At 69.4% G+C, this 18,300-nt stretch carries 16 protein-coding genes; 11 read left to right on the forward strand and 5 right to left on the reverse strand.

What is annotated here, in order from left to right; translation table 11 throughout:
- The first annotated feature begins 112 nt into the window (after window positions 1-112).
- On the forward strand, window positions 113-985 hold the full coding sequence (locus CHC08_RS14810) for a chitosanase (RefSeq protein WP_275937172.1): 873 nt from the start codon (window positions 113-115) through the stop codon (window positions 983-985).
- Here the strand turns inward: CHC08_RS14810 and CHC08_RS14815 are convergent.
- From CHC08_RS14815 to CHC08_RS14825, 3 genes are all read right to left on the reverse strand, one after another.
- The gene (locus CHC08_RS14815) at window positions 978-1,670 is read right to left on the reverse strand and encodes a DNA alkylation repair protein (RefSeq protein WP_245878323.1); all 693 of its coding nucleotides are present in this window, start codon (window positions 1,668-1,670) and stop codon (window positions 978-980) included. The two genes, CHC08_RS14810 and CHC08_RS14815, sit on opposite strands and share 8 nt — an antisense overlap.
- A 23-nt stretch (window positions 1,671-1,693) precedes the next feature.
- On the reverse strand, window positions 1,694-2,380 hold the full coding sequence (locus CHC08_RS14820) for a TetR/AcrR family transcriptional regulator (RefSeq protein ID WP_089207963.1): 687 nt from the start codon (window positions 2,378-2,380) through the stop codon (window positions 1,694-1,696).
- Between the two features lie 129 nt (window positions 2,381-2,509).
- Window positions 2,510-3,025 (reverse strand): DUF6328 family protein, encoded by a 516-nt coding sequence (locus CHC08_RS14825; protein ID WP_089207850.1) that lies wholly within the window; start codon window positions 3,023-3,025, stop codon window positions 2,510-2,512.
- Between the two features lie 430 nt (window positions 3,026-3,455).
- Between CHC08_RS14825 and CHC08_RS14830 the strand changes: the two genes are divergently transcribed.
- The 5 genes from CHC08_RS14830 (at window position 3,456) to CHC08_RS14850 (ending at window position 9,747) form a co-directional block, all read left to right on the forward strand.
- Window positions 3,456-4,964, forward strand: a complete 1,509-nt coding sequence (locus CHC08_RS14830; RefSeq protein ID WP_089207851.1) for a glycoside hydrolase family 3 protein — start codon at window positions 3,456-3,458, stop codon at window positions 4,962-4,964.
- Window positions 4,965-5,249: 285 nt separating this feature from the next.
- Window positions 5,250-6,149, forward strand: a complete 900-nt coding sequence (locus tag CHC08_RS14835; RefSeq protein WP_089207852.1) for an SDR family oxidoreductase — start codon at window positions 5,250-5,252, stop codon at window positions 6,147-6,149.
- A gap of 242 nt (window positions 6,150-6,391) precedes the next feature.
- The gene (locus CHC08_RS14840) at window positions 6,392-8,167 is read left to right on the forward strand and encodes an asparagine synthase-related protein (RefSeq protein ID WP_089207853.1); all 1,776 of its coding nucleotides are present in this window, start codon (window positions 6,392-6,394) and stop codon (window positions 8,165-8,167) included.
- A 108-nt stretch (window positions 8,168-8,275) separates the two neighbouring features.
- Entirely contained in the window at window positions 8,276-8,797 is a 522-nt protein-coding gene (locus CHC08_RS14845; RefSeq protein ID WP_089207854.1) for an FBP domain-containing protein, read from the forward strand.
- Between the two features lie 101 nt (window positions 8,798-8,898).
- Window positions 8,899-9,747, forward strand: coding sequence for an ATP-grasp domain-containing protein (locus CHC08_RS14850; RefSeq protein ID WP_089207855.1), 849 nt, complete (start codon window positions 8,899-8,901; stop codon window positions 9,745-9,747).
- Between the two features lie 94 nt (window positions 9,748-9,841).
- Here CHC08_RS14850 and CHC08_RS14855 read toward each other — a convergent pair whose 3' ends face one another.
- A complete protein-coding gene (locus tag CHC08_RS14855) occupies window positions 9,842-10,603 on the reverse strand; it encodes an SDR family oxidoreductase (RefSeq protein WP_089207856.1) in 762 nt (253 codons plus the stop codon).
- A gap of 215 nt (window positions 10,604-10,818) precedes the next feature.
- Here CHC08_RS14855 and CHC08_RS14860 point away from each other — a divergent pair, with 215 nt between their 5' ends.
- From CHC08_RS14860 to CHC08_RS14880, 5 genes are read left to right on the forward strand one after another with little or no spacing between them, the layout of a single operon-like run.
- Window positions 10,819-12,783, forward strand: a complete 1,965-nt coding sequence (locus CHC08_RS14860; RefSeq protein ID WP_245878324.1) for an ABC transporter substrate-binding protein — start codon at window positions 10,819-10,821, stop codon at window positions 12,781-12,783.
- A gap of 7 nt (window positions 12,784-12,790) precedes the next feature.
- Complete coding sequence (locus CHC08_RS14865) at window positions 12,791-13,861, forward strand: ABC transporter permease (RefSeq protein WP_089207857.1); 1,071 nt, start codon at window positions 12,791-12,793, stop codon at window positions 13,859-13,861.
- Entirely contained in the window at window positions 13,858-14,739 is an 882-nt protein-coding gene (locus tag CHC08_RS14870; protein ID WP_089207858.1) for an ABC transporter permease, read from the forward strand. The genes CHC08_RS14865 and CHC08_RS14870 overlap by 4 nt, the downstream gene beginning before the upstream one ends.
- Window positions 14,736-15,776, forward strand: coding sequence for an ABC transporter ATP-binding protein (locus CHC08_RS14875; RefSeq protein WP_245878325.1), 1,041 nt, complete (start codon window positions 14,736-14,738; stop codon window positions 15,774-15,776). Before CHC08_RS14870 ends, CHC08_RS14875 begins: the two co-directional genes overlap by 4 nt.
- Entirely contained in the window at window positions 15,773-16,777 is a 1,005-nt protein-coding gene (locus CHC08_RS14880; RefSeq protein WP_420823566.1) for an ABC transporter ATP-binding protein, read from the forward strand. The genes CHC08_RS14875 and CHC08_RS14880 overlap by 4 nt, the downstream gene beginning before the upstream one ends.
- 57 nt (window positions 16,778-16,834) lie before the next feature.
- Here the strand turns inward: CHC08_RS14880 and CHC08_RS14885 are convergent, their stop codons facing one another.
- A complete protein-coding gene (locus CHC08_RS14885; RefSeq protein WP_089207966.1) occupies window positions 16,835-18,136 on the reverse strand; it encodes a DUF2252 domain-containing protein in 1,302 nt (433 codons plus the stop codon).
- Between the last annotated feature and the right edge of the window lie 164 nt (window positions 18,137-18,300).

Raw genomic sequence — 18,300 nt, forward strand, 5'->3', positions numbered from 1 at the left:
TGGGTTGACTGGTGAGGCGTGTTGGCGGTTAGGTTAGTTAGGAAAGCTTCCTAACGAGCGGGCGAGTTCCTCGCCTCCGGTCGTTCCTCCACACCTCTTAATGGAGAGACACGTGCCCATCTCGTCAGATCCCCGCACCAGCCGCCGCGCCCTGCGTCTCCTCGCCTCCGCCGCGGCCGTCGTCCCGGTCCTGGCCTCCTTCGCCGGTGCCGGACACGCGGCCACGCAGCCGTTCTCGCCGGCCGCGAAGGTGTCGTCGGTGTCCGCGGCCGCCGCGGTCGATCTCACCGACCCGCGCAAGAAGGACATCGCGATGCAGCTGGTGTCCAGCGCGGAGAACTCCACCCTCGACTGGAAGGCGCAGTACAAGTACATCGAGGACATCGGCGACGGCCGCGGCTACACCGCCGGGATCATCGGCTTCTGCTCCGGTACGGGCGACATGCTCGACCTCGTCGAGCTCTACGCCGCGCGCAAGCCCGGAAACGTGCTCGCCAAGTATCTGCCCGCCCTGCGCAAGGTCGACGGCACCGACTCGCACACCGGCCTGGGCTCGAACTACACCAAGGACTGGGCCACCGCCGCCAAGGACACGGTCTTCCAGCAGGCACAGAACGACGAGCGCGACCGGGTCTACTTCAACCCGGCGGTCAAGCAGGCCAAGCTGGACGGCCTGCGCGCCCTCGGGCAGTTCGCCTACTACGACGCCATCGTCATGCACGGCGGCGGGAACGACCCGCAGGGCTTCGGCGCGATCCGCAAGAACGCCCTGAAGAAGGCCAAGCCGCCGGCGCAGGGCGGCGACGAGGTGAAGTATCTGAACGCGTTCCTCGACGCGCGCAAGGTCGCCATGAGGGCCGAGGAGGCCCACGAGGACACCAGCCGGGTCGACACCGCACAGCGGGTCTTCCTCAACAACGGCAACCTCGACCTGAACACCCCGCTGTCCTGGAAGGTCTACGGAGACCCCTTCAAGATCAGCTAGTCGAGCTCCCCCGGCGAGTGGGCCGAGACTCGCTCGCCGGGATGTTTCTGAGGGCCTCGCGACGGCTCAGACCGGTGATGCCCATGTGGTCGACGTAGTGGACGACCTCGCCGGGATTCGTCTTGGCGTATTCGCGCAGGGCCCAGCCGATCGCCTTGCGGGCGAAGAAGTTGTTGTCGGACAGGCTCGGCTCGATGCAGGCGTAGAGCAGGCCGGTGTCGGTGGCGGCCTTGAACCTGTTCTGGGACAGGATGGCCGTGCGGCGCTTCCAGAGATCGTCGCCGCGGGCCCAGTCCAGCATGAGCGAGCGCATGGTGTCGGGAAAGGCGGCCAGAAGGCCGCCGACACGGTGAACGGCGAGATCGTCGACGTAATCCCACCAGGCTCCGCTGACGATCATCTCTTCGTACATCGGAAGCGCGTAGAGCGTCTGGAAACCCCGGTACGGCCGGAAGCCGGTCAGCTCGATCGCCGCGTAGCGCTCCTCGCGGTATTCGGCCTCCCGCCACAGGGTCAGGGTCGCCTTGCGCCATTCGGGCGCCGTCTCGATGGGGTGCTCGAGGAAGGCCCTCTTCAGGGCGGCGCGGCGCGGCATGGCCTGTGCCCCGAGGAACGGCATCTCGGACTTCATGTAGGCCTGCATGACCTGTGCCTTGGCGGGATCGGCGGCGTCGGCGAGCGCCATTCGCACAGCCTTCTGGAGAGGCGTCATCCGCGGTGGCTGCTCCGCTCGCCGGTCGCCACGCCGTCGAACAGGACCGTGATGTAGTGCTCGGCGAGGCCGGCGGTGTTGAGGCGGCCACCCGGGCGGAACCAGCGCACCGCCACCCAGATGGTGTCGCGGATCATGCGGTAGGTGAGCTTGGGGTCGACGTCGGCGCGGAGCTGGCCGGCGGCCTGGCCGAGCTTGATCTGCTCGACCCACATGCGCTCGACCTCGTCCTCGGCCCGGACCAGATAGTCGAAGCGGTCGCCGGGCAGGGAGCGCAGGTAACTCCAGTCGTTCTGCATGACCGTGATCGCCGCGCGGTGTGGTTCGAGCGTGCTGAACCCGATGCGCACCATTTCTGAAAGAATCGTGCGGGGGTCGCCGTCCTGCTCCAGGGCGACGCGGTAGCGGCCGACGAGGTCGTCGAGGAAGGTGGTCAGCACCTCGTCGACGATCGTCTCCTTGGAGTCGAAGTGGTGATACAGGCTTCCGGACAGAATGCCCGCCTCCTCCGCGATCTCGCGGACGGTGGTCGCCTGGAAGCCTTTCCGGGCGAAGAGCTCGGCGGCGAGCTTGACGAGGTGGTCGCGGCGCTCGGAGGCCGGGCCGGATGAGGCCGCGCGTTTCGTCGTGCCCTGGCGCTTGACCGGGGTCGCGGTCGCGCCGGAGTTCTTTCGCGTGTTCACGTCCTCCATTATGAGCCCTTGCGCAATCGCTTGTTCACATAAACGCGCCAGCTCATCCCCGCCTTTGCTTGCAACCAAGCGCTTGCTAAGCGTGCCGCGAGGCCGGAGGCGGGGACGGTGCGGAGCTCCTCAGCGGGAGGACCGTCTGCCGCGGGCGGTGCGGAGGCGGTGGAGGTCGAGGATCGGCTGCAGGAGCCAGAGCCAGATGGCGACCAGGGCCACCGCGCCGCTGAAGATCACAGCGGCGAGGTCGTTGATGACGACGTCGACGACCAGCGCGATCGCGCTGGCCATGGACACCATCAGGAAGACCAGGCCGACGATGCCGATCCGGTTGGCCCGGCGGAGCATCATTTCCTTCAGCGAGGTCCGGAACAGCAGGCGGTGCTGGGCCGCGGGGGCGATGAAGCACACCGAGGCCACGGCGCCGCTGAGCAGCGCGACGAAGAACAACCGGTAGCCCAGCGTGCCCACCTCGGAGAATCTCTGCTGGAACGGCAGAATGAGCAGGAAGGCGAACAGCACCTGGATCCCGGTGGTGGAGACGCGTAGTTCCTGCAGGAGCTCGATCAGCTCCCGGTCGACGCGTTCCTTCTCGCTCTCGCCGGGTTCGGATCTCTCGAGTTCAGGGTTGCGACTGTCCAACTGACTCACCTGGGACCCATTTTATAGCTGTATACGGCTATTAACTTCCTGCCGGCTTGAGCTTTACGCGACGATCGCATGACCTGGATGGTCTTGCCTTCGCCGTGGGAAACCGACCGGGGGAGGCCGGGATCCGGGTGGGCCCGGCCCAGGCGCCCCGGTGGACGATCCGGTTCGCGACCACGCCGCGGAAGCAGCTGCGGAGGCATCGGAGGGCGGCGGTCCCGTGTCCCCGCCCCTCCCGAGGGGCACCCGTGATCTGCAGGCGCGTGGTCGAAGGCCCGTGGTCAGCCCACTAGCAATTAGGAAAGTTTCCTATTAGATTTGCGCCCAAGCCTTTGGGAGCGCTTCCTCCGGAGGTGCCGAACAACATGTTGTCCGCGCGTCTTCGGCATGAGATGCCGACCGGCCGTGAGGCGGAGGAGGGTGCATGAAGCGCGGCCAAGAGCTGCTTCGTCTGGCGGAGACGGTTGTTCTCCCGGGGTTCGTGGGAAAGACACCGCCCGACTGGATCCGCCGGCGTCTGGCCGACGGAATGAGCGGTGTGGTGCTCTTCTCCAGGAACATCGCGACCCCTTCCCAGGTCGCCGACCTCACGGCGGCGCTCCGCGCGGAGAACCCGCAGGTCCTCGTCGGCATCGACGAGGAGTCGGGTGAGGTCACGCGGCTGGAGGCCGCCGCGGGAAGCACCCGGCCGGGCAGCTTCGCCCTCGGCGTGGTGGACGACCTCGAACTCACCGAGGAGATCGCCCGGGACCTCGGCCACGACCTCGCGCTGGCGGGGATCAACCTCAACTTCGCACCCTCGGCCGACGTCAACTCCAATCCGGATAACCCGGTCATCGGCCTGCGCGCCTTCGGGGCCGACGCCGACCTGGTCTCCCGGCACACCGCGGCCTGGATCCGGGGCCTGCAGTCCGCCGGCGTCGCCGCCTGCGCCAAGCACTTCCCCGGGCACGGCGACACCTCCGTCGACTCCCACCACGGCGTCCCGCTGGTCGCCGCCACCGTCGAGGAACTCCACGAGGTGGCGCTGCGACCCTTCCGCGCGGCGATCGCCGAGGGCGTGCGCATGGTCATGACCGGACACCTTCTGGTCTCCGCCCTCGACGCCGAGATGCCCGCCACGCTCAGCCGCCGGGTGCTGCACGATCTGCTCAGGGTCGAGCTGGGTTTCGAGGGGGTCATCGTCACCGACGGCATCGAGATGGCGGCCGTCTCCGGCCCCTACGGCATCGGCGGGGCCTCGGCGCGGGCCATCGCGGCGGGCGCCGACGCGATCTGCGTGGGTGGCGAGCACGCCGAGGAGCACACCGCGATCGAGGTCCGCGACGCGCTCGTGGACGCCGTGACCGAGGGATGGCTTCCGGAGGAGCGGCTGGCCGACGCCGCTCAGAGGGTCTGCGAGCTCGCCCTCTGGAGCGCGTCCGCCGCACACCGGCCCCCCGTGCCCGCTCGCCCCGGCGACGTCGCGATCGGTCTGGCCGCGGCCCGCCGCGCACTGCGGATCACCCGCCGCTCGGCGGACGTGGTCCTTCCCCTGCTCGCCCCTCCCCACGTGGTCGAACTGGCCCCCGAGATGAACCTCGCCATCGAGAAAGGCACCCCCTGGGGCGTCGGCGAGCCGCTCGGCAAGCTCCTGCCCGGTACCACGGTGACCCGGCTGGGCGCCTCGGCCGCCACCGGGAGCGCGATCGAGGCGGCGCTCGCGGCCGCGGCCGACCGTCCCCTGGTCATCGTCGTTCGCGACGCCCACCGGCACCCGTGGCAGACGAGCGCGCTGAGCCACCTGCTGGCCGCCCGCCCGGACGCCATCGTGGTCGAGATGGGGCTGCCGGGCCGTTCGGACCTCGGCGCGGTTCACATCGCCACCCACGGGGCCTCCCGCGTCTGCGGTCAGGCCGCCGCCGAGATCCTCGCCGGCGACACCCAGCCCTGACCTCGTCACGGTCCCTGTCCCTGTCTCCGTTCCCGCTCCGTCCCGTCCTCGTCCCGCCCCCATCCCTGTCCGACCTCGACCTCACGCCCTGCCCGCCCTGACCGGACTCTGCCCCCGTCACCGCTTCGCCTCCTCATCGAGAAGGGCGTCGCACATCCGGATCAGCGGCGGGAGCCGTACGTCCGAGTCATCGTGACGAGATTTCGCCCGGCGGCGGATCGCATCTGGACATGACAGGTGAACAGCCGGGAAACTCTGCATGATCACGGCGAAAGGGACCTTGTCATGAGCGGAATCTGCGACGGGCGTGTAGTGATCGTGACCGGGGCCGGGCGGGGCATCGGGCGGGAACACGCGCTGGAGTTCGCCCGGCAGGGGGCGAAGGTCGTGGTCAACGACCTCGGCACCGGGCGGGAGGGCTCCGGGCGGTCCGGCGGCCCCGCGCTGGAGGTGGTCGAGGAGATCCGCGACCTGGGCGGCCAGGCGGTGGCCAACAGCGACGACGCCGCCGACTGGGGTGGTGCGGCGCGACTGGTCAAGATGGCGCTGAGCGCCTACGGGCGGCTCGACGTGCTGGTGAACAACGCCGGATTCGCCCGCGACCGGATGCTGGTCGAGATGACCGAGCAGGAGTGGGACGACGTGATCCGGGTGCACCTCAAGGGACACTTCCTGCCGCTGCGCCACGCCGGGGCGCACTGGCGGGAACGGTCGAGGGCGGGCCAGGCCGTGGACGCGCGAGTGATCAACACCTCCTCCGGGGCCGGACTGTTCGGCGGCGTCGGCCAGGGCAACCACTCCGCGGCCACGGCGGGTATCGCGGCACTCACCCAGGTGGCCGCCGCCGAGCTCGGCCACTACGGCGTCACGGTGAACGCGATCGTCCCGGCCGCGCGCACCCGGATGACCGAGGAGGCCCTCGCCGCCGCGATGCCCGGAAGCGGGTTCGACGCCATGGACCCGGCCAACGTGGCACCGCTGGTCGCCTGGCTGGGTTCGGCCGAGTCCGCCCACGTCACGGGACGGGTGTTCGAGGTCGAGGGCGGGGCCGTCTCCCTCGCGGACGGCTGGCGGCACGGGCCCCGCGTCGACGGTGGAGCCCGCTGGGAGCCGGCCGAGGTCGGCGACGCGGTCGCGAAACTCCTCGTCGACGCCGCCGAGCCGGAGCCCGTCCGAGGGACGTAGCGGCGGATCGGCCCGGGCCGTCGCGAGCGGCGGGCCGGGATCCGGGCGCCGGAGGCGGCAGGCTCGCCGTAACCCGCTCCGGCGGCGCCCCGGGTGCCGGAGGCGACGGGCGGGAGCGGTGGCTCATCGACGTCCTGGAAGACCGTCGGACCGCGATTCCGTGCCTGCCGTGGACGGCAGGGGCGGCGGTGTACGACGCCGGCACGGTGAGCATGCAGAATACTGTGGGACCATTCCATGCCATGCGCGTATACCTGGGATTAATCGCAAAGCGGGCCGGTTCCGGTGTTCCGGAAGCGCTGGTGACAAAGGCCAGGAATTCCATCGGAGAAGTGTTTCCGGTGCCGGCGGATACCGTGACCTCCGCCATCTGGCGAGGGCCGGACGCGGTTCTGCTGGCCTGGTCCAACGAGGGTGACGCGCATCGGAACCCCGGATTGCTCCTTGAGGCGAACGGGCATGCCGTCGGCGTGAACGGCTATCTGGCCGATCCCGCCGACGGGGCGAGACTGCTCGCCGGAGACCACGCGGACACGCTCGGAGGCTGCTTCGCCGCGTTCCGTGCCGGGGCCGGTGAGTTGTCCGCGATGACAACCGTCACCCGGGCCTGTCCCGTCTTCTACGCGGAGAGCGACGAGATCCACGCCGTCGGCAGCCGGGCGCTCCAGGTTCATCTGGTCACGCGTGAGGGCGTCCGATGGAACGCGCTCGGGCTCCAGTCCATGATCCGTCAGGGCTATTTTCTGTCCGACGAGACGCCGTTCGAAGGTGTCTCGGCGCTGCCACCCTCATCTGAGCTGCTGGTACGGAACGGAATCCGGGTCGTCAAGACGGAGGCGCTGCCGCGGGCGGAGGCCGTACCGGGTGACGCTCGCCTGAAGCGCGCCGCGGTCGAGGCGCTCGCGGGCGCGCTGCTCGCAGCCGTCGAACCGGTGCGGAACGCGTCGGAACCGGTCAACCTGGCGCTCACCGGAGGACGGGACAGCAGGTTGATGGCGGCGCTGCTGCACGCCGCGCGGATCCCGTTCAGGGCGACCACCAACGGTCTGGACGATCACCCCGATGTGATCATCGCGCGGCAGATCGCCCGATCCCTGCGGATCGAACATACGGTGATCGCGCCGAAGCAGACCGAGAAGAAAGACGCGATCCTGGTCGACCATCCGCTAATGCGGACCCTGGAGACCTTGCGCACCTGCGAAGGAATGACTTCGGCATACGAGTCGATTGTTGGTTATCTGCCGTACAGCCCGAAGCCGACGATGAATGGGCAGAGCGGGGAGATTCTTAGGGGAGGATTTCTCTACAGTCAGGGAAATCTGGCACCAAAAGCGCTGACCCGGCGAGTGGACGCGTTTTTTCTCAAGGACGACGCGCTGTTCACCGACGAGGCCAACGCGCACGCGCGGGAACTGGCCGCTCCGTGGCAGGCGATGGACCAGTGCGGGGCACTCGACCACCTGTACGTCACGCACCGGGTGGGGCGCTGGCACGCGAGCGCCCGGGCGGGCTCCCTCCGCCGAGGCGATCCCGTGCAGCCGTTCCTCGACAACCGGGTGGTCCGGGTGGCGCTGGGGCTCGATCCGCTGTGGCGGCACTCGGAGGAGGTCGTTCACGACCTCATCGGCACGCTCGCCCCCAAGCTTCGCGGGCTTCCGCTCGAAGGCGGTCCCTGGCGGTTTCGCAAGGATCTCCCGCCCACCTTCGCGCAGCGTCTCCGGTCACGGATCAGGCCGGTTCCCGAGGCCGTCGCGAAGAAGGGCGGAGGCTGGAACTGGCGCACGTCACCGGGGCCGGTGCTGTCCGCCGTACTGAGAGACGGCATCGATCCGGACGTGCTGTCCGCCATCGTGCGCCCCGACGCCGTGAAGACGATGCTGGACGCTCCCGAGCTGAAACAGCCCGCCCTCGCCTGGAACCTGTACACCGTGAGCGCCATGCTCAACGGCCTCAACCTGGACGGCGAGCCGGTGGCACTCGAACCGATCCGCGTGACCGTCCCGAACGGCACGGGGTGATCGGACCTCTCGACTCCGACGGTCATGGGCGCGGCGTTTATTGACTCGACCGTCGCGGGCGCACGCCTCTACCATCGCGAGGGCTTATTTGAGAGGAATCTTCACATCATGAACCTGATCGGCGAGCAAGAGATCCGCGAATCCTTCGTCAACTGTTCCAAGGGCGAGGCTCGCAGGCTCAACCTGCCCAGGGACCTGTCCGAGCTCCACTGGGAGGACCTTGACTTCCTGGGCTGGTGCGACCCGGGCGCACCGGACCGCGGCTACGTGGTCGTCGAGCGGAACGGCGAACTCGTCGGCGTCACGCTGCGTCTCGCGCAGGGGACGCGCAGGGGCTTCACCAAGAGCACCATCTGCTCCGTCTGCGTGACGCCCCACGCCGGAAACGGGGTCACCCTGTTCACCGCGTCCAGAGTCGGCGCGGCGGGTCGCCAGGGCAACACGGTCGGCACCTACATGTGCGCCGACCTAGCCTGCTCGCTCTACGTCCGGGGCAAGAAGCAGACCGGGTACGGCATGCGGTTCGAGGAGACGCTCACGGTGGAGGAGCGGATCGCCCGCGCCACCGTCAACCTGGAGGGCTTCCTGGACAAGGTCCTGGAGGACAACGTCGGTTCCGCGGCGCTCTGAGCCGCGGCGGCGAAGATGTCGCGTGAGGCGCCTCAGGGCGGGAAGCGCGCTGTGGGTAAGGTCGCTGGTGTCTTGTTGGTACTGACATCGGGGGATATCTCGTGGGCATCTCTGCGGCGTATGTGACTTTCGCGGACGAGGAAGGGTTCGACGACGAGAAGGAGATCGTCATCGAGGCCTGGGCCGACACCGGGATCACCGGGCACATCGTGCGCTGGGACGATCCGGAGGTGGACTGGGCCGCGTTCGACGTCGTCGTGGTCCGCACCCCCTGGGACTACGTGCTCCGGCGGGCGGAGTTCGTCTCCTGGGCCCACCGCGTCGAATCCGTCACCCGGCTGCTCAACCCGGCCGCCGTGCTGGAGCGCAACACCGACAAGACCTACCTGCGGGACCTGGAAGCACCGACCATCCCCACCTACTGGGTCGCGCCGGGCGAGGCCGTGGACTTCCCGGTCCTCGACGAGTATGTGGTCAAGCCCGCGATCTCGGCGGGGGCCCGCGGCGCGATCAGGACCGGCGACCGGAAGAAGGCCGAGGCCCACGCGGCCCGGCTGGTCGCCGAAGGCCAGACCGCGATGATCCAGCCCTACCTCGACATGGTCGAGGCCGAGGGGGAGACCTCGCTGCTCTACTTCGGCGGCCGGTTCAGCCATGCCGTACGGCGTGGTCCGATGCTGGCCGCGAACGTCACCGGGCCGGATGGGGAGAACGTCCACGCCGAGCTCCGAACCCCCGACCCCGACCAGCTCGCCCTCGCCGAGCGGGTTCTCGGCGAGTTTCCCGACGTGCTCTACGCCCGCGTGGACCTGGTCCGCCTCGCGGACGGCGCCCCCGTCCTCATCGAGCTGGAGCTCACCGAGCCCTACCTGTTCCTGCGGTACGCGCCCGAGGGGGCGGCCAATCTCGCCCGCGCGCTGGCCGAGGTCGCGGCGGGCGGCCGCATCTGACCGCGTCCGATCGAAAAGTGCTCCTGGGCGGGCGGCTCCGACCTGGACGTGGACCAAAAGGGGCCATCCGGGCCCGTGGGCGGGCGGCACCGGCCTAGCCGTGGGCGGAGATGCCGCCGTCCACCGGGATGATCGCCCCGGTCAGGTAGGCGCCGGCCCGCGAGGCCAGGAAGATCGCGGCGCCGGCCATGTCCTCGGGGCTGCCGATCCGGCCGAGCGGCACGTGCGACTCGATCGCCGAGCGCGTCGCGGGATCGTCGAGCGCGAAGGCCATCATCTTGGACTCGAACGGCCCCGGCGCGATGGCGTTGACCGTGATCGACTCCCTGGCGAGCCGCTGGGACAGGTGCCGGGTGAGCATGTGCACGGCCGCCTTGGCCGCCGAGTAGGCGTAGTTCTCCAGGGAGGGGACCCGGATGCCGTCGATCGACCCAATGTTGATCACCCTGGCCGGGTCGCCGGGGCTCGCCGCGGCGCGAAGCAGCGGCAGGAACCGCTGGGTCAGGTAGAAAACGCCCTTGACGTTGATTCCCCAGAGTTTGTCGAAGGCCTGCTCCGGATACTCCTCCAGCGGCGCGCCCCAGGTCGCCCCGGCATTGTTGACCAGCACGTCCAGCCGGGACTCCCGGGCCGAGACGGCCTCGAAGAGCGTGGAGACGCCATCCTCGGTGGACAGGTCGGCGGGTACGGCGACGCAACCCAGCTCGGCGGCGGTCTTCTCGACCTCGGCCGCCTTCCGCGAGGAGATGTACACCGTGGCCCCCGCGTCGACGAACCCGGCCGCGATCATCCGGCCGATCCCGCGCGAGCCGCCGGTGACGACGACGGTTTTGCCTTCCACCGAAAACAGAGTCATGTTCTGTAGCATGCCGTACCCCGATTGCTCCGTCCATACCAACCGGTTGGTTCCGCGACCTCGGAAGATGAGCATTATTTGTGCCGCGGTGAGTTGAAAAAATATATCGCGAGATGAAACAAGAGTGAAACAATCTTCCATCTGTCGTTGACAGCCGGTTCTCTATGGTGTGCCTTCGTCTACAACGATTCACGGATGCGAAGGTGGGGCGGACGATGACGAGAGTGGGCGCGCGCCTGGCGGCGCTGGGCCTGACGCTGCTGCTGGTGGCGTTGCCCGCCGCTCAGGCGCAGGCCGCACAGCGAGCACGGACCGCGCAGCAGGTGCCGCGGGCCGAGCAGTCGCAGGCCGTACGGCAGGCACAGGCCGGGCAGGCGAAGATCGGGCAGGCACAGACCGGGCAAGCGCAGACCGGGCAGGAGCGAGCCGTGGGGCAGGCGCGGGCCGCGCGGGATCCCCAGGGGGGCAAGAAGATCGTCCGGCTGGGTGTGACGCAGTCCGTGGACTCGATGAACCCGTTCCTGGCCGTCCGCCTGGTCTCCTCCTCGATCCACCGGTGGATGTACGGGTATCTCACGGTCCCCGACTCCAAGACCCTGAAGCCGAGCCCCGACCTGGCCGAGTCGTGGGAGACCTCGGACGACAAGCTGACCTGGACCTTCAAGATCCGTGATGCCAAGTGGTCCGACGGCAAGCCCGTCACCGCCCAGGACGCCGTGTGGACCTTCAACACGATCATGACCGTCGACGCGGCCAAGCAGGCCAACGGCCCGGCGGTGGAGAACTTCGAGAGCGTCACGGCGACCGACGACCGGACCCTGGTCATCAAGACCAAGAAGCCGCAGGCCTCGATGCTGGAGAACCCGATCCCGATCATGCCCAAGCACGTCTGGGAGGGCGTCGGCGACATCGGCGCGTTCGAGAACGACAGGTATCCGGTGGTCGGCAGCGGCCCGTACATCGTGGTCGAACATCGCAAAGACGCCTACGTCAAGCTGAAGGCCAACCCCGGCTACTGGCGCGGCGCCCCCAAGATCGACGAGCTGCACGTCATCTTCTACCAGAACCCCGAGGCCGCCAACGCGGGCCTGAAGAAGGGCGACATCGACCTGATCGGCCGGCTGAACGCCCCGCAGTTCGAGGCGCTGGCGGGCGACCCCAACATCGTGCAGTGGAACACCCCCGGCCGCAGGGCCGCCTACCTACAGCTGAACCACGGCGCGCAGACGATCGACAACAAGCCGGTCGGCGACGGTCACCCCGCCCTGAAGGACCCGAGGGTACGGCAGGCCATCCACTACGCGATCGACAAGCAGGCCCTGGTCGACCAGGTGCAGAACGGTCTCGCCACACCGGCCGACGGCTCCATCGTGCCGCCGATGTATCAGGAGTTCTTCTGGAAGGCCGAGGGCGCCGACCTCGTCACCCACGACGCCGCGAAGGCCAACCAGATTCTCGACGACGCCGGCTACGCGAAGGGCTCCGACGGGATCCGGATGATGCCCGACGGCAAGCGCAAGCTGGAGATGCGCTTCAGCATCCACACGGACACGCCCGTCGAGGACAAGCTCGCGCAGTTCCTGACCGGCTGGTTCAAGGACATCGGCATCGCGCTCTCGACGAAGAAGCTCGACTCCAACAAGTTCACCGAGGAGACCGGGTTCACCGGACTTTTCGACATCGCGATCAGCGGCTGGTCGGTCAACCCCGACCCCGAGGAGGTCCTGGCCACCCACCTGTGCAGCCGCAGGCCCACGGCGAGCGGCGAGGGCGGCGGCACCGAGTCGTTCTACTGCGACCCCGAATACGAGAGGCTCTACCAGCAGCAGCTGAGCGAGCTCGACCGGCCCAAGCGGGTCGAGCTCATCAAGCAGATGCAGAAGCGCCTCTACACCGACGCCCCGGTCATCGCCCTCTACTACCCGAACAACCTCGAGGGCTACCGCAAGGACCGGATCGCCGCCATCACCCCGATCCCCGAGGACAAGGGCATCCTGTACGGCGGAAGCGGCTACTGGCCCGTCTACTCCCTGCAGGCGGCGGCCCTCCCGGCCGGTCCGGCCGACGACGGCTCCAGCACCGGCCTCATCGTGGGCGCCGTCGCGGTCGTCGCGGTCCTGGCCGCGGGAGGCTTCCTCCTCACCAGGCGGCGTCGTTCCGTGGCGGACGAGCGGGAGTGACACCTCGATGACAGCGCCTTCCGAGGTCGATCCCGGTACCCCGTTCGACGTCGAGCCCGCCGGACCGGCGGGTCCCGGCGGGGAGCGGGGCGCCCGCCGGACGGTGCTGCGCTACGCGCTGGCGAAGGCCGGTGGGGCGGTGCTCAGCATCGGGATGGTCATCGTCGCGACGTTCTTCCTGTTCCGGCTCATCCCCGGCGATCCCGCGATCGCCTACACGCGTGACGTGCCGCTCGACCCCGCACAGCTCGACCGGCTGCGCCACCAGATGGGACTCGACAAGCCCCTGATGCAGCAGTTCCTCGACTTCGTGGGACGGACCCTCACGCTGGACCTCGGCACGTCCTACGAGTACAAGCGCCCGGTCGCCGATCTCATCGCGGAGAGGGTGGGCCCCACCCTGGTGCTCGTGGGCACCGGACTGGTCATCGCGGTCAGCCTGGGCCTGTGGCAGGGCACCAGGGCCGCGTGGAAGCACGGCAGCCGGTTCGACCGCTTCTCCACCGGTCTCTCGCTCGTCCTGTGGTCGGTGCCGACGTTCTGGCTGGGGCTGCTGCTCCTCATGGTCTTCGCGGCCGGGGTGGGACCGATACCGGGGATCTTCCCCACCCGGGGCATGGAGGACGTCGACGCGCCCGACGGGCCGCTGTACCTCCTCCACGTCGCACACCATCTGGTGCTGCCGTGTCTCACCCTGGTCGCCGTGGTCTACGCCCAGTACTTGCTCGTCATGCGCTCCTCGCTGCTCGACGAGATCGGCCAGGACTACGTGACCACCGCCAGGGCCAAGGGACTGCGCGACGACCAGGTACGGCGGCGCCATGCCGTGCCGAACGCGCTCCTGCCGACCGTGACGCTGGTGTTCATCCACATCGGGTTCGTGGTCGGAGGAGCGGTGTCGGTGGAGACCGTCTACTCCTGGCCGGGTCTCGGCCTGCTGTTCTACGAGGCGATCCAGGGGCCGGACTTCGCGGTCATGCAGGGGACGTTCATGGTGGTGTGCACCGCGGTGATCGTCATGAACACGTTGGCCGACGTGGCCTACCACGTCCTGGATCCGAGGGTGAGGTCTGCGTGAACATCACCTGGACCCGGCGCAGGACGGCGCTGTCGCGCTTCTGGCGGGACTACCGACGGCAGCGGGCCGGACTGTACGGCGCGGCGATCCTGATCGCCGCCGTGGCACTGGCCCTCCTCACCCCGTTGGTCACCGACCCGGCCGGCATGGACGTCACCAGGGCGACGGGCGCCAAGATGGCCGCCCCAAGCCTGGACTTCCCGCTGGGCACCGACGAGTCGGGCCGGTCCGTCCTGCTGATGACCCTGTGGGGCTCTCGGGTCTCGTTGCTCATCGGTTTCATGTCGGCGCTGCTCAGCATGACCATCGGCACGGTGACGGGCATCGCGGCGGGCCACTTCCGCGGCTGGACGTCGGCCGTGCTGCTGCGGATCACCGACTGGTTCCTGGTCCTGCCGTCGCTCGTGCTGGCCCTGGTGCTCGCGGCCATCCTCGGCGGCGGCACGTCCACGATCATCCTGGCGATCGGCGTGACCTCCTGGGCCTCCACGGCGAGACTGATCAGGGCGCAGACCCTGTCCGTCGAGGCCAGGCCGTACATCGAGCGCTCCAGAGCACTCGGCGCGGGACACTGGCACATCATGACCAGGCACGTGCTCCCGAACGTCGCCCCGCTGGTGCTGGCCAACACGACCCTGCAGGTGGCCAGCGCCATCGTCGCGGAGTCGACCCTGGCCTTCCTCGGCGCAGACTCGGGCAAGGTGTCGTGGGGCGGCATGCTGCGCGGCTCCTACGACTGGGGCGCCGCCACCTCCGGCGCGTGGTGGTACGTTCTCGCGCCCGGTCTCTGCATCGTCGCGGTCGTGATGGCGTTCACGCTGTGCGGCCGGGCGCTGGAGGCCGTACTCAATCCACGCCTGCGGGGGGTCTCCCGATGAGTCTGCTCCGACTGCGCGACGTCGCGGTCACCTACAGGGTGGCCTCGGGCGAGGTGCCCGCCGTGCGCGGGGTGTCGCTGGACCTGGCGGCGGGGCAGGCGCTCGGCGTGGCGGGGGAGTCGGGGTCGGGGAAGTCGACGCTGGCCATGGCCCTGCTGCGGCTGCTTCCCCGGGACGCGCGTGTGACCGGGGAGATCCTCCTGGACGGGGAGGACGTCCTCACGATGAACTGGGGGCGGCTGCGCGCGGTGCGCTGGGCGTCGGCCTCGGTGGTCTTCCAGGGGGCGCAGCACGCCCTGAACCCGGTGCGGCGGATCGAGCAGCAGATCGCCGAGCCGCTGCTGGTCCACGGGATGGCGACCCCGGCCGAGGCGCGGCGGAAGGTGGGAGAGCTGCTGGAGCAGGTCGGCCTGCCCGCCTGGAGGGCCCGCAGCTACCCGCACGAGCTGTCCGGCGGGCAGCGCCAGCGCGTGATGATCGCCATGGCGCTGGCCTGCTCGCCACGCCTGATCATCGCCGACGAGCCGACGACCGCCCTGGACGTGATGATCCAGGCGCAGGTGCTCGCGCTGATCCGCTCGCTCATCGCCGAGCATGACATCAGCCTGATCATGATTTCTCATGACCTTTCGGTCCTGGCCTCCATGTGCGACCGGCTGGCGGTCATGTACGCGGGCCGGGTGGTGGAGTCGGGCCCCTCGGGCGAGGTCTTCCGGGACGCGCGGCATCCCTACAGCCTGGCGCTGTCGGCGGCCTTCCCCACGGTCGGCGACCCCGCCTCCCGGCGGGCGCCCAAAGGACTGGGCGGCGACCCGCCCGACCCCATGCACCTGCCCACCGGGTGCTCCTTCCATCCCCGCTGCCCGGTCGCCCTGCCCGAGTGCGCGTTCCAGGAGGTCGAGCTCTGGGCCGCCGGCGAGAGCCGTACGGCCGCATGCGTGCACGTCCGGCCCGAGTCCGTCCAGCCGGCCGGACCGGGCGAGGGCCTGGAGAAGCAGAGCGTCCCGGTCGCGCGACCGGCGGAGGAGAGCCAGTGACCGAACGCCGTGAGAACGCCGGGGAGCGCGGCTCCCTGCTCGAAGCCCGGGACCTGCACGTGGAGTTCGCCTCGCGCGGGCGGCGCGCCCGCGCGGTGGACGGGGTGAACCTCGCTGTGGGCGAGGGGGAGATCGTGGCGCTGGTCGGCGAGTCCGGCTGCGGCAAGACGACGTTGGCCCGCACCCTGCTCGGTCTGGAGCGCCCCACCTCGGGATCGGTCCTGTACGGCGGAGCGCCCCTGTCCTACTCCTCGCGCGCGCTGAAGGCCTACCGCCGCGAGGTGCAGTTGGTGCTGCAGGACCCGACCGGGTCGCTCAACCCCCGGCACACCGTCTACGAGGCGGTGGCCGAGGGGCCGCGCATCCACGGCATGTCCGACGAGCGGGACCGGGTCGTGTCGGCGCTGGCGCGGACGGGGCTCCGCCCCCCGGAGCGGTTCCTCCACTCCTATCCGCACGAGTTGTCCGGTGGCCAGCGGCAGCGCGTCGTCATCGCGGGAGCCCTCGCGCTGGACCCCCGGGTCCTGGTCGCGGACGAGCCGGTGGCCTCGCTGGACGCCTCGGTCCGCGGCGAGATCCTCGCCCTGCTGCTGAGGCTCCGGGACGAGCTGGGCCTGTCGGCCCTGGTGGTCACCCACGACCTCGGGCTGGCCTGGAACATCGCCGACCGCGTCGCCGTGATGTATCTCGGCAGGATCGTCGAGTCGGGTCCCGTCGAGCAGGTCCTGAGGTCGCCGACCCACCCCTACACGCAGGCGCTGCTGTCGGTGCTGCCCGAGTCGCCGTCGCCCGTGGTGCTGAGCGGCGAGCCGCCGGACCCGACCAGGATCCCCGGCGGCTGCCGTTTCCACCCGCGCTGCCAGGTCCTCGCCGCGGGCGCGGCGGCCAGGGCCGGGGTGGAGGGGCGGTGCAGGTCACAGCCCCTGGCGATCCTTCCCGTCTCGCCGTTCTCGGCGGATTCCCACGCCGCCTGCCACTACGCCGGGGCGCGCCTGGAATAGTCCACGCAAGATCCCGCTCCCGCCCGGTCGCTCGGTGGCCGGGCGGTTCGTCTCCGGTCAGAGGCCGGGAAGGCGGCCGTTGCGGAACAGGTCGACGAAGAGCTGGTGGTCAATCCTGGCCTGCGCGCCGTAGGAGTGGGCGAAGCCGACGAGCATGCCGGTGAAGCCGTCGAGGTCACCGCCGATCACGGCCATGATCGCGTCCTCGGTGGAGAAGTCGACCAGGTCGTGGCTGGACTCGTCGTCGGCCACCGAGTGCATGCGGGCCACGGCCCGGCCGAGGTCGCGGATCACCGAGGCGAGCTCGTCCGGCTCGTTGACGTCGCCCCAGTCGAGGTCGGCGGAGTAGGGGGAGACCTCGGCGACAAGCTGGCCGACGCCGTTCAGCGTGGTGTAGCCGAGCCAGGGGTCGGCGTAGGCCTGCAGGGCCCGCTGCGACTCGGCGGTGCGGTGACCCTGGTGCTTGAAGTAGCCGTGCACCTTCTCGTCGACGATGTGCCTGGCCACGGCCGGGACCTGGGCCTGCTTCATGTAGAGGATGACGTCGTTCTCCAGGGCCTGGGTATGGCCCTCCAGCAGCATGTTGTAGGAGGGCAGTCCGGCCGATCCGATGCCGACGCCCGTGCGGAGCGCGAAGTCCTTGATCGTGTGCTCGACCTTGGAGGCGGAGGGGGGAAGGGTCGTCAGGTAGTCCTGGAACGCCGCCTGCACCAGCTCCCTGGTCTCCTGGTCGACCGGGTAGCGGCCGTCCATGACGGCGAATCTGCGGTCGAAGTTCTCGACCGTGGTCTCCAGGTCCAGCAGCGCCACGCGGGTGTTCAGGCGGGCGAACTGCAGCACCCGGTGGAGGGTGCCGGTGGTGGTCTCCAGGGTCAGCGAGCCGATCGCGTCGTCCCCGCCGTCCGAGATGCCGGTCAGCTCGCCGACGTAGGAGTGGGCGAACTCGGTCACCAGGCCGGTGATCACCTCGTCCGAGAGCGCCTTGGCGTACCCGATGAGCGCGATGCTGGCCACGAACCGCTTGAGGTCCCAGACGTAGGGCCCGACGTAGGCCTCGTCGAAGTCGTTGACGTTGAAGACCAGGACGCCCGAGGCGTTCATGTAGGTGCCGAAGTTCTCGGCGTGCAGATCACCGTGGATCCACACCCGCCGGGTCTGACTGTCCAGGAAGGCGTCGTCGGCGAACGTGCCGGTCATGTCCGCGTAGAACAGGGCGGCGCTGCCACGGTAGAAGGCGAAGGGAGTGGCCGCCATCTTTCTGAACTTGCGCCGGAAGGCGGCGGGGTCACGTTTGATGGAGTCGCCGAACTCGGTGATCAGGACGTCGAGGATGTGCGCCGAGCGCCCACTGGTGGTCATGATGCGCACGTTAGACGCAGAGACCGGAACTCCGCCACATCCGGGGCATCACAAACCTGGAACGCGACAATCGCCGATTCCGCTCCCATCCGCGGCTGATCGCCCCTGCCATCGGGCCTCCTGATCGGCGCCCCCGTGCGGTGGCCGGACGCGCGTGAGACGCA

This window comes from Streptosporangium subroseum, assembly GCF_900188345.1.
Taxonomy (GTDB): Bacteria; Actinomycetota; Actinomycetes; order Streptosporangiales; family Streptosporangiaceae; genus Streptosporangium; species Streptosporangium subroseum.

Excerpts from the sequence above, each read along its gene's own strand:
- CHC08_RS14855 (WP_089207856.1), bottom strand. The coding sequence starts at position 10,603 with ATGACTCTGTTTTCGGTGGAAGGCAAAACCGTCGTCGTCACCGGCGGC.
- CHC08_RS14815 (WP_245878323.1), bottom strand. The coding sequence starts at position 1,670 with ATGGCGCTCGCCGACGCCGCCGATCCCGCCAAGGCACAGGTCATGCAG.
- CHC08_RS14840 (WP_089207853.1), top strand. The coding sequence starts at position 6,392 with ATGCGCGTATACCTGGGATTAATCGCAAAGCGGGCCGGTTCCGGTGTT.
- CHC08_RS14865 (WP_089207857.1), top strand. The coding sequence starts at position 12,791 with ATGACAGCGCCTTCCGAGGTCGATCCCGGTACCCCGTTCGACGTCGAG.
- CHC08_RS14860 (WP_245878324.1), top strand. The coding sequence starts at position 10,819 with ATGACGAGAGTGGGCGCGCGCCTGGCGGCGCTGGGCCTGACGCTGCTG.
- CHC08_RS14830 (WP_089207851.1), top strand. The coding sequence starts at position 3,456 with ATGAAGCGCGGCCAAGAGCTGCTTCGTCTGGCGGAGACGGTTGTTCTC.
- CHC08_RS14875 (WP_245878325.1), top strand. The coding sequence starts at position 14,736 with ATGAGTCTGCTCCGACTGCGCGACGTCGCGGTCACCTACAGGGTGGCC.
- CHC08_RS14885 (WP_089207966.1), bottom strand. The coding sequence starts at position 18,136 with ATGACCACCAGTGGGCGCTCGGCGCACATCCTCGACGTCCTGATCACC.
- CHC08_RS14845 (WP_089207854.1), top strand. The coding sequence starts at position 8,276 with ATGAACCTGATCGGCGAGCAAGAGATCCGCGAATCCTTCGTCAACTGT.
- CHC08_RS14835 (WP_089207852.1), top strand. The coding sequence starts at position 5,250 with ATGAGCGGAATCTGCGACGGGCGTGTAGTGATCGTGACCGGGGCCGGG.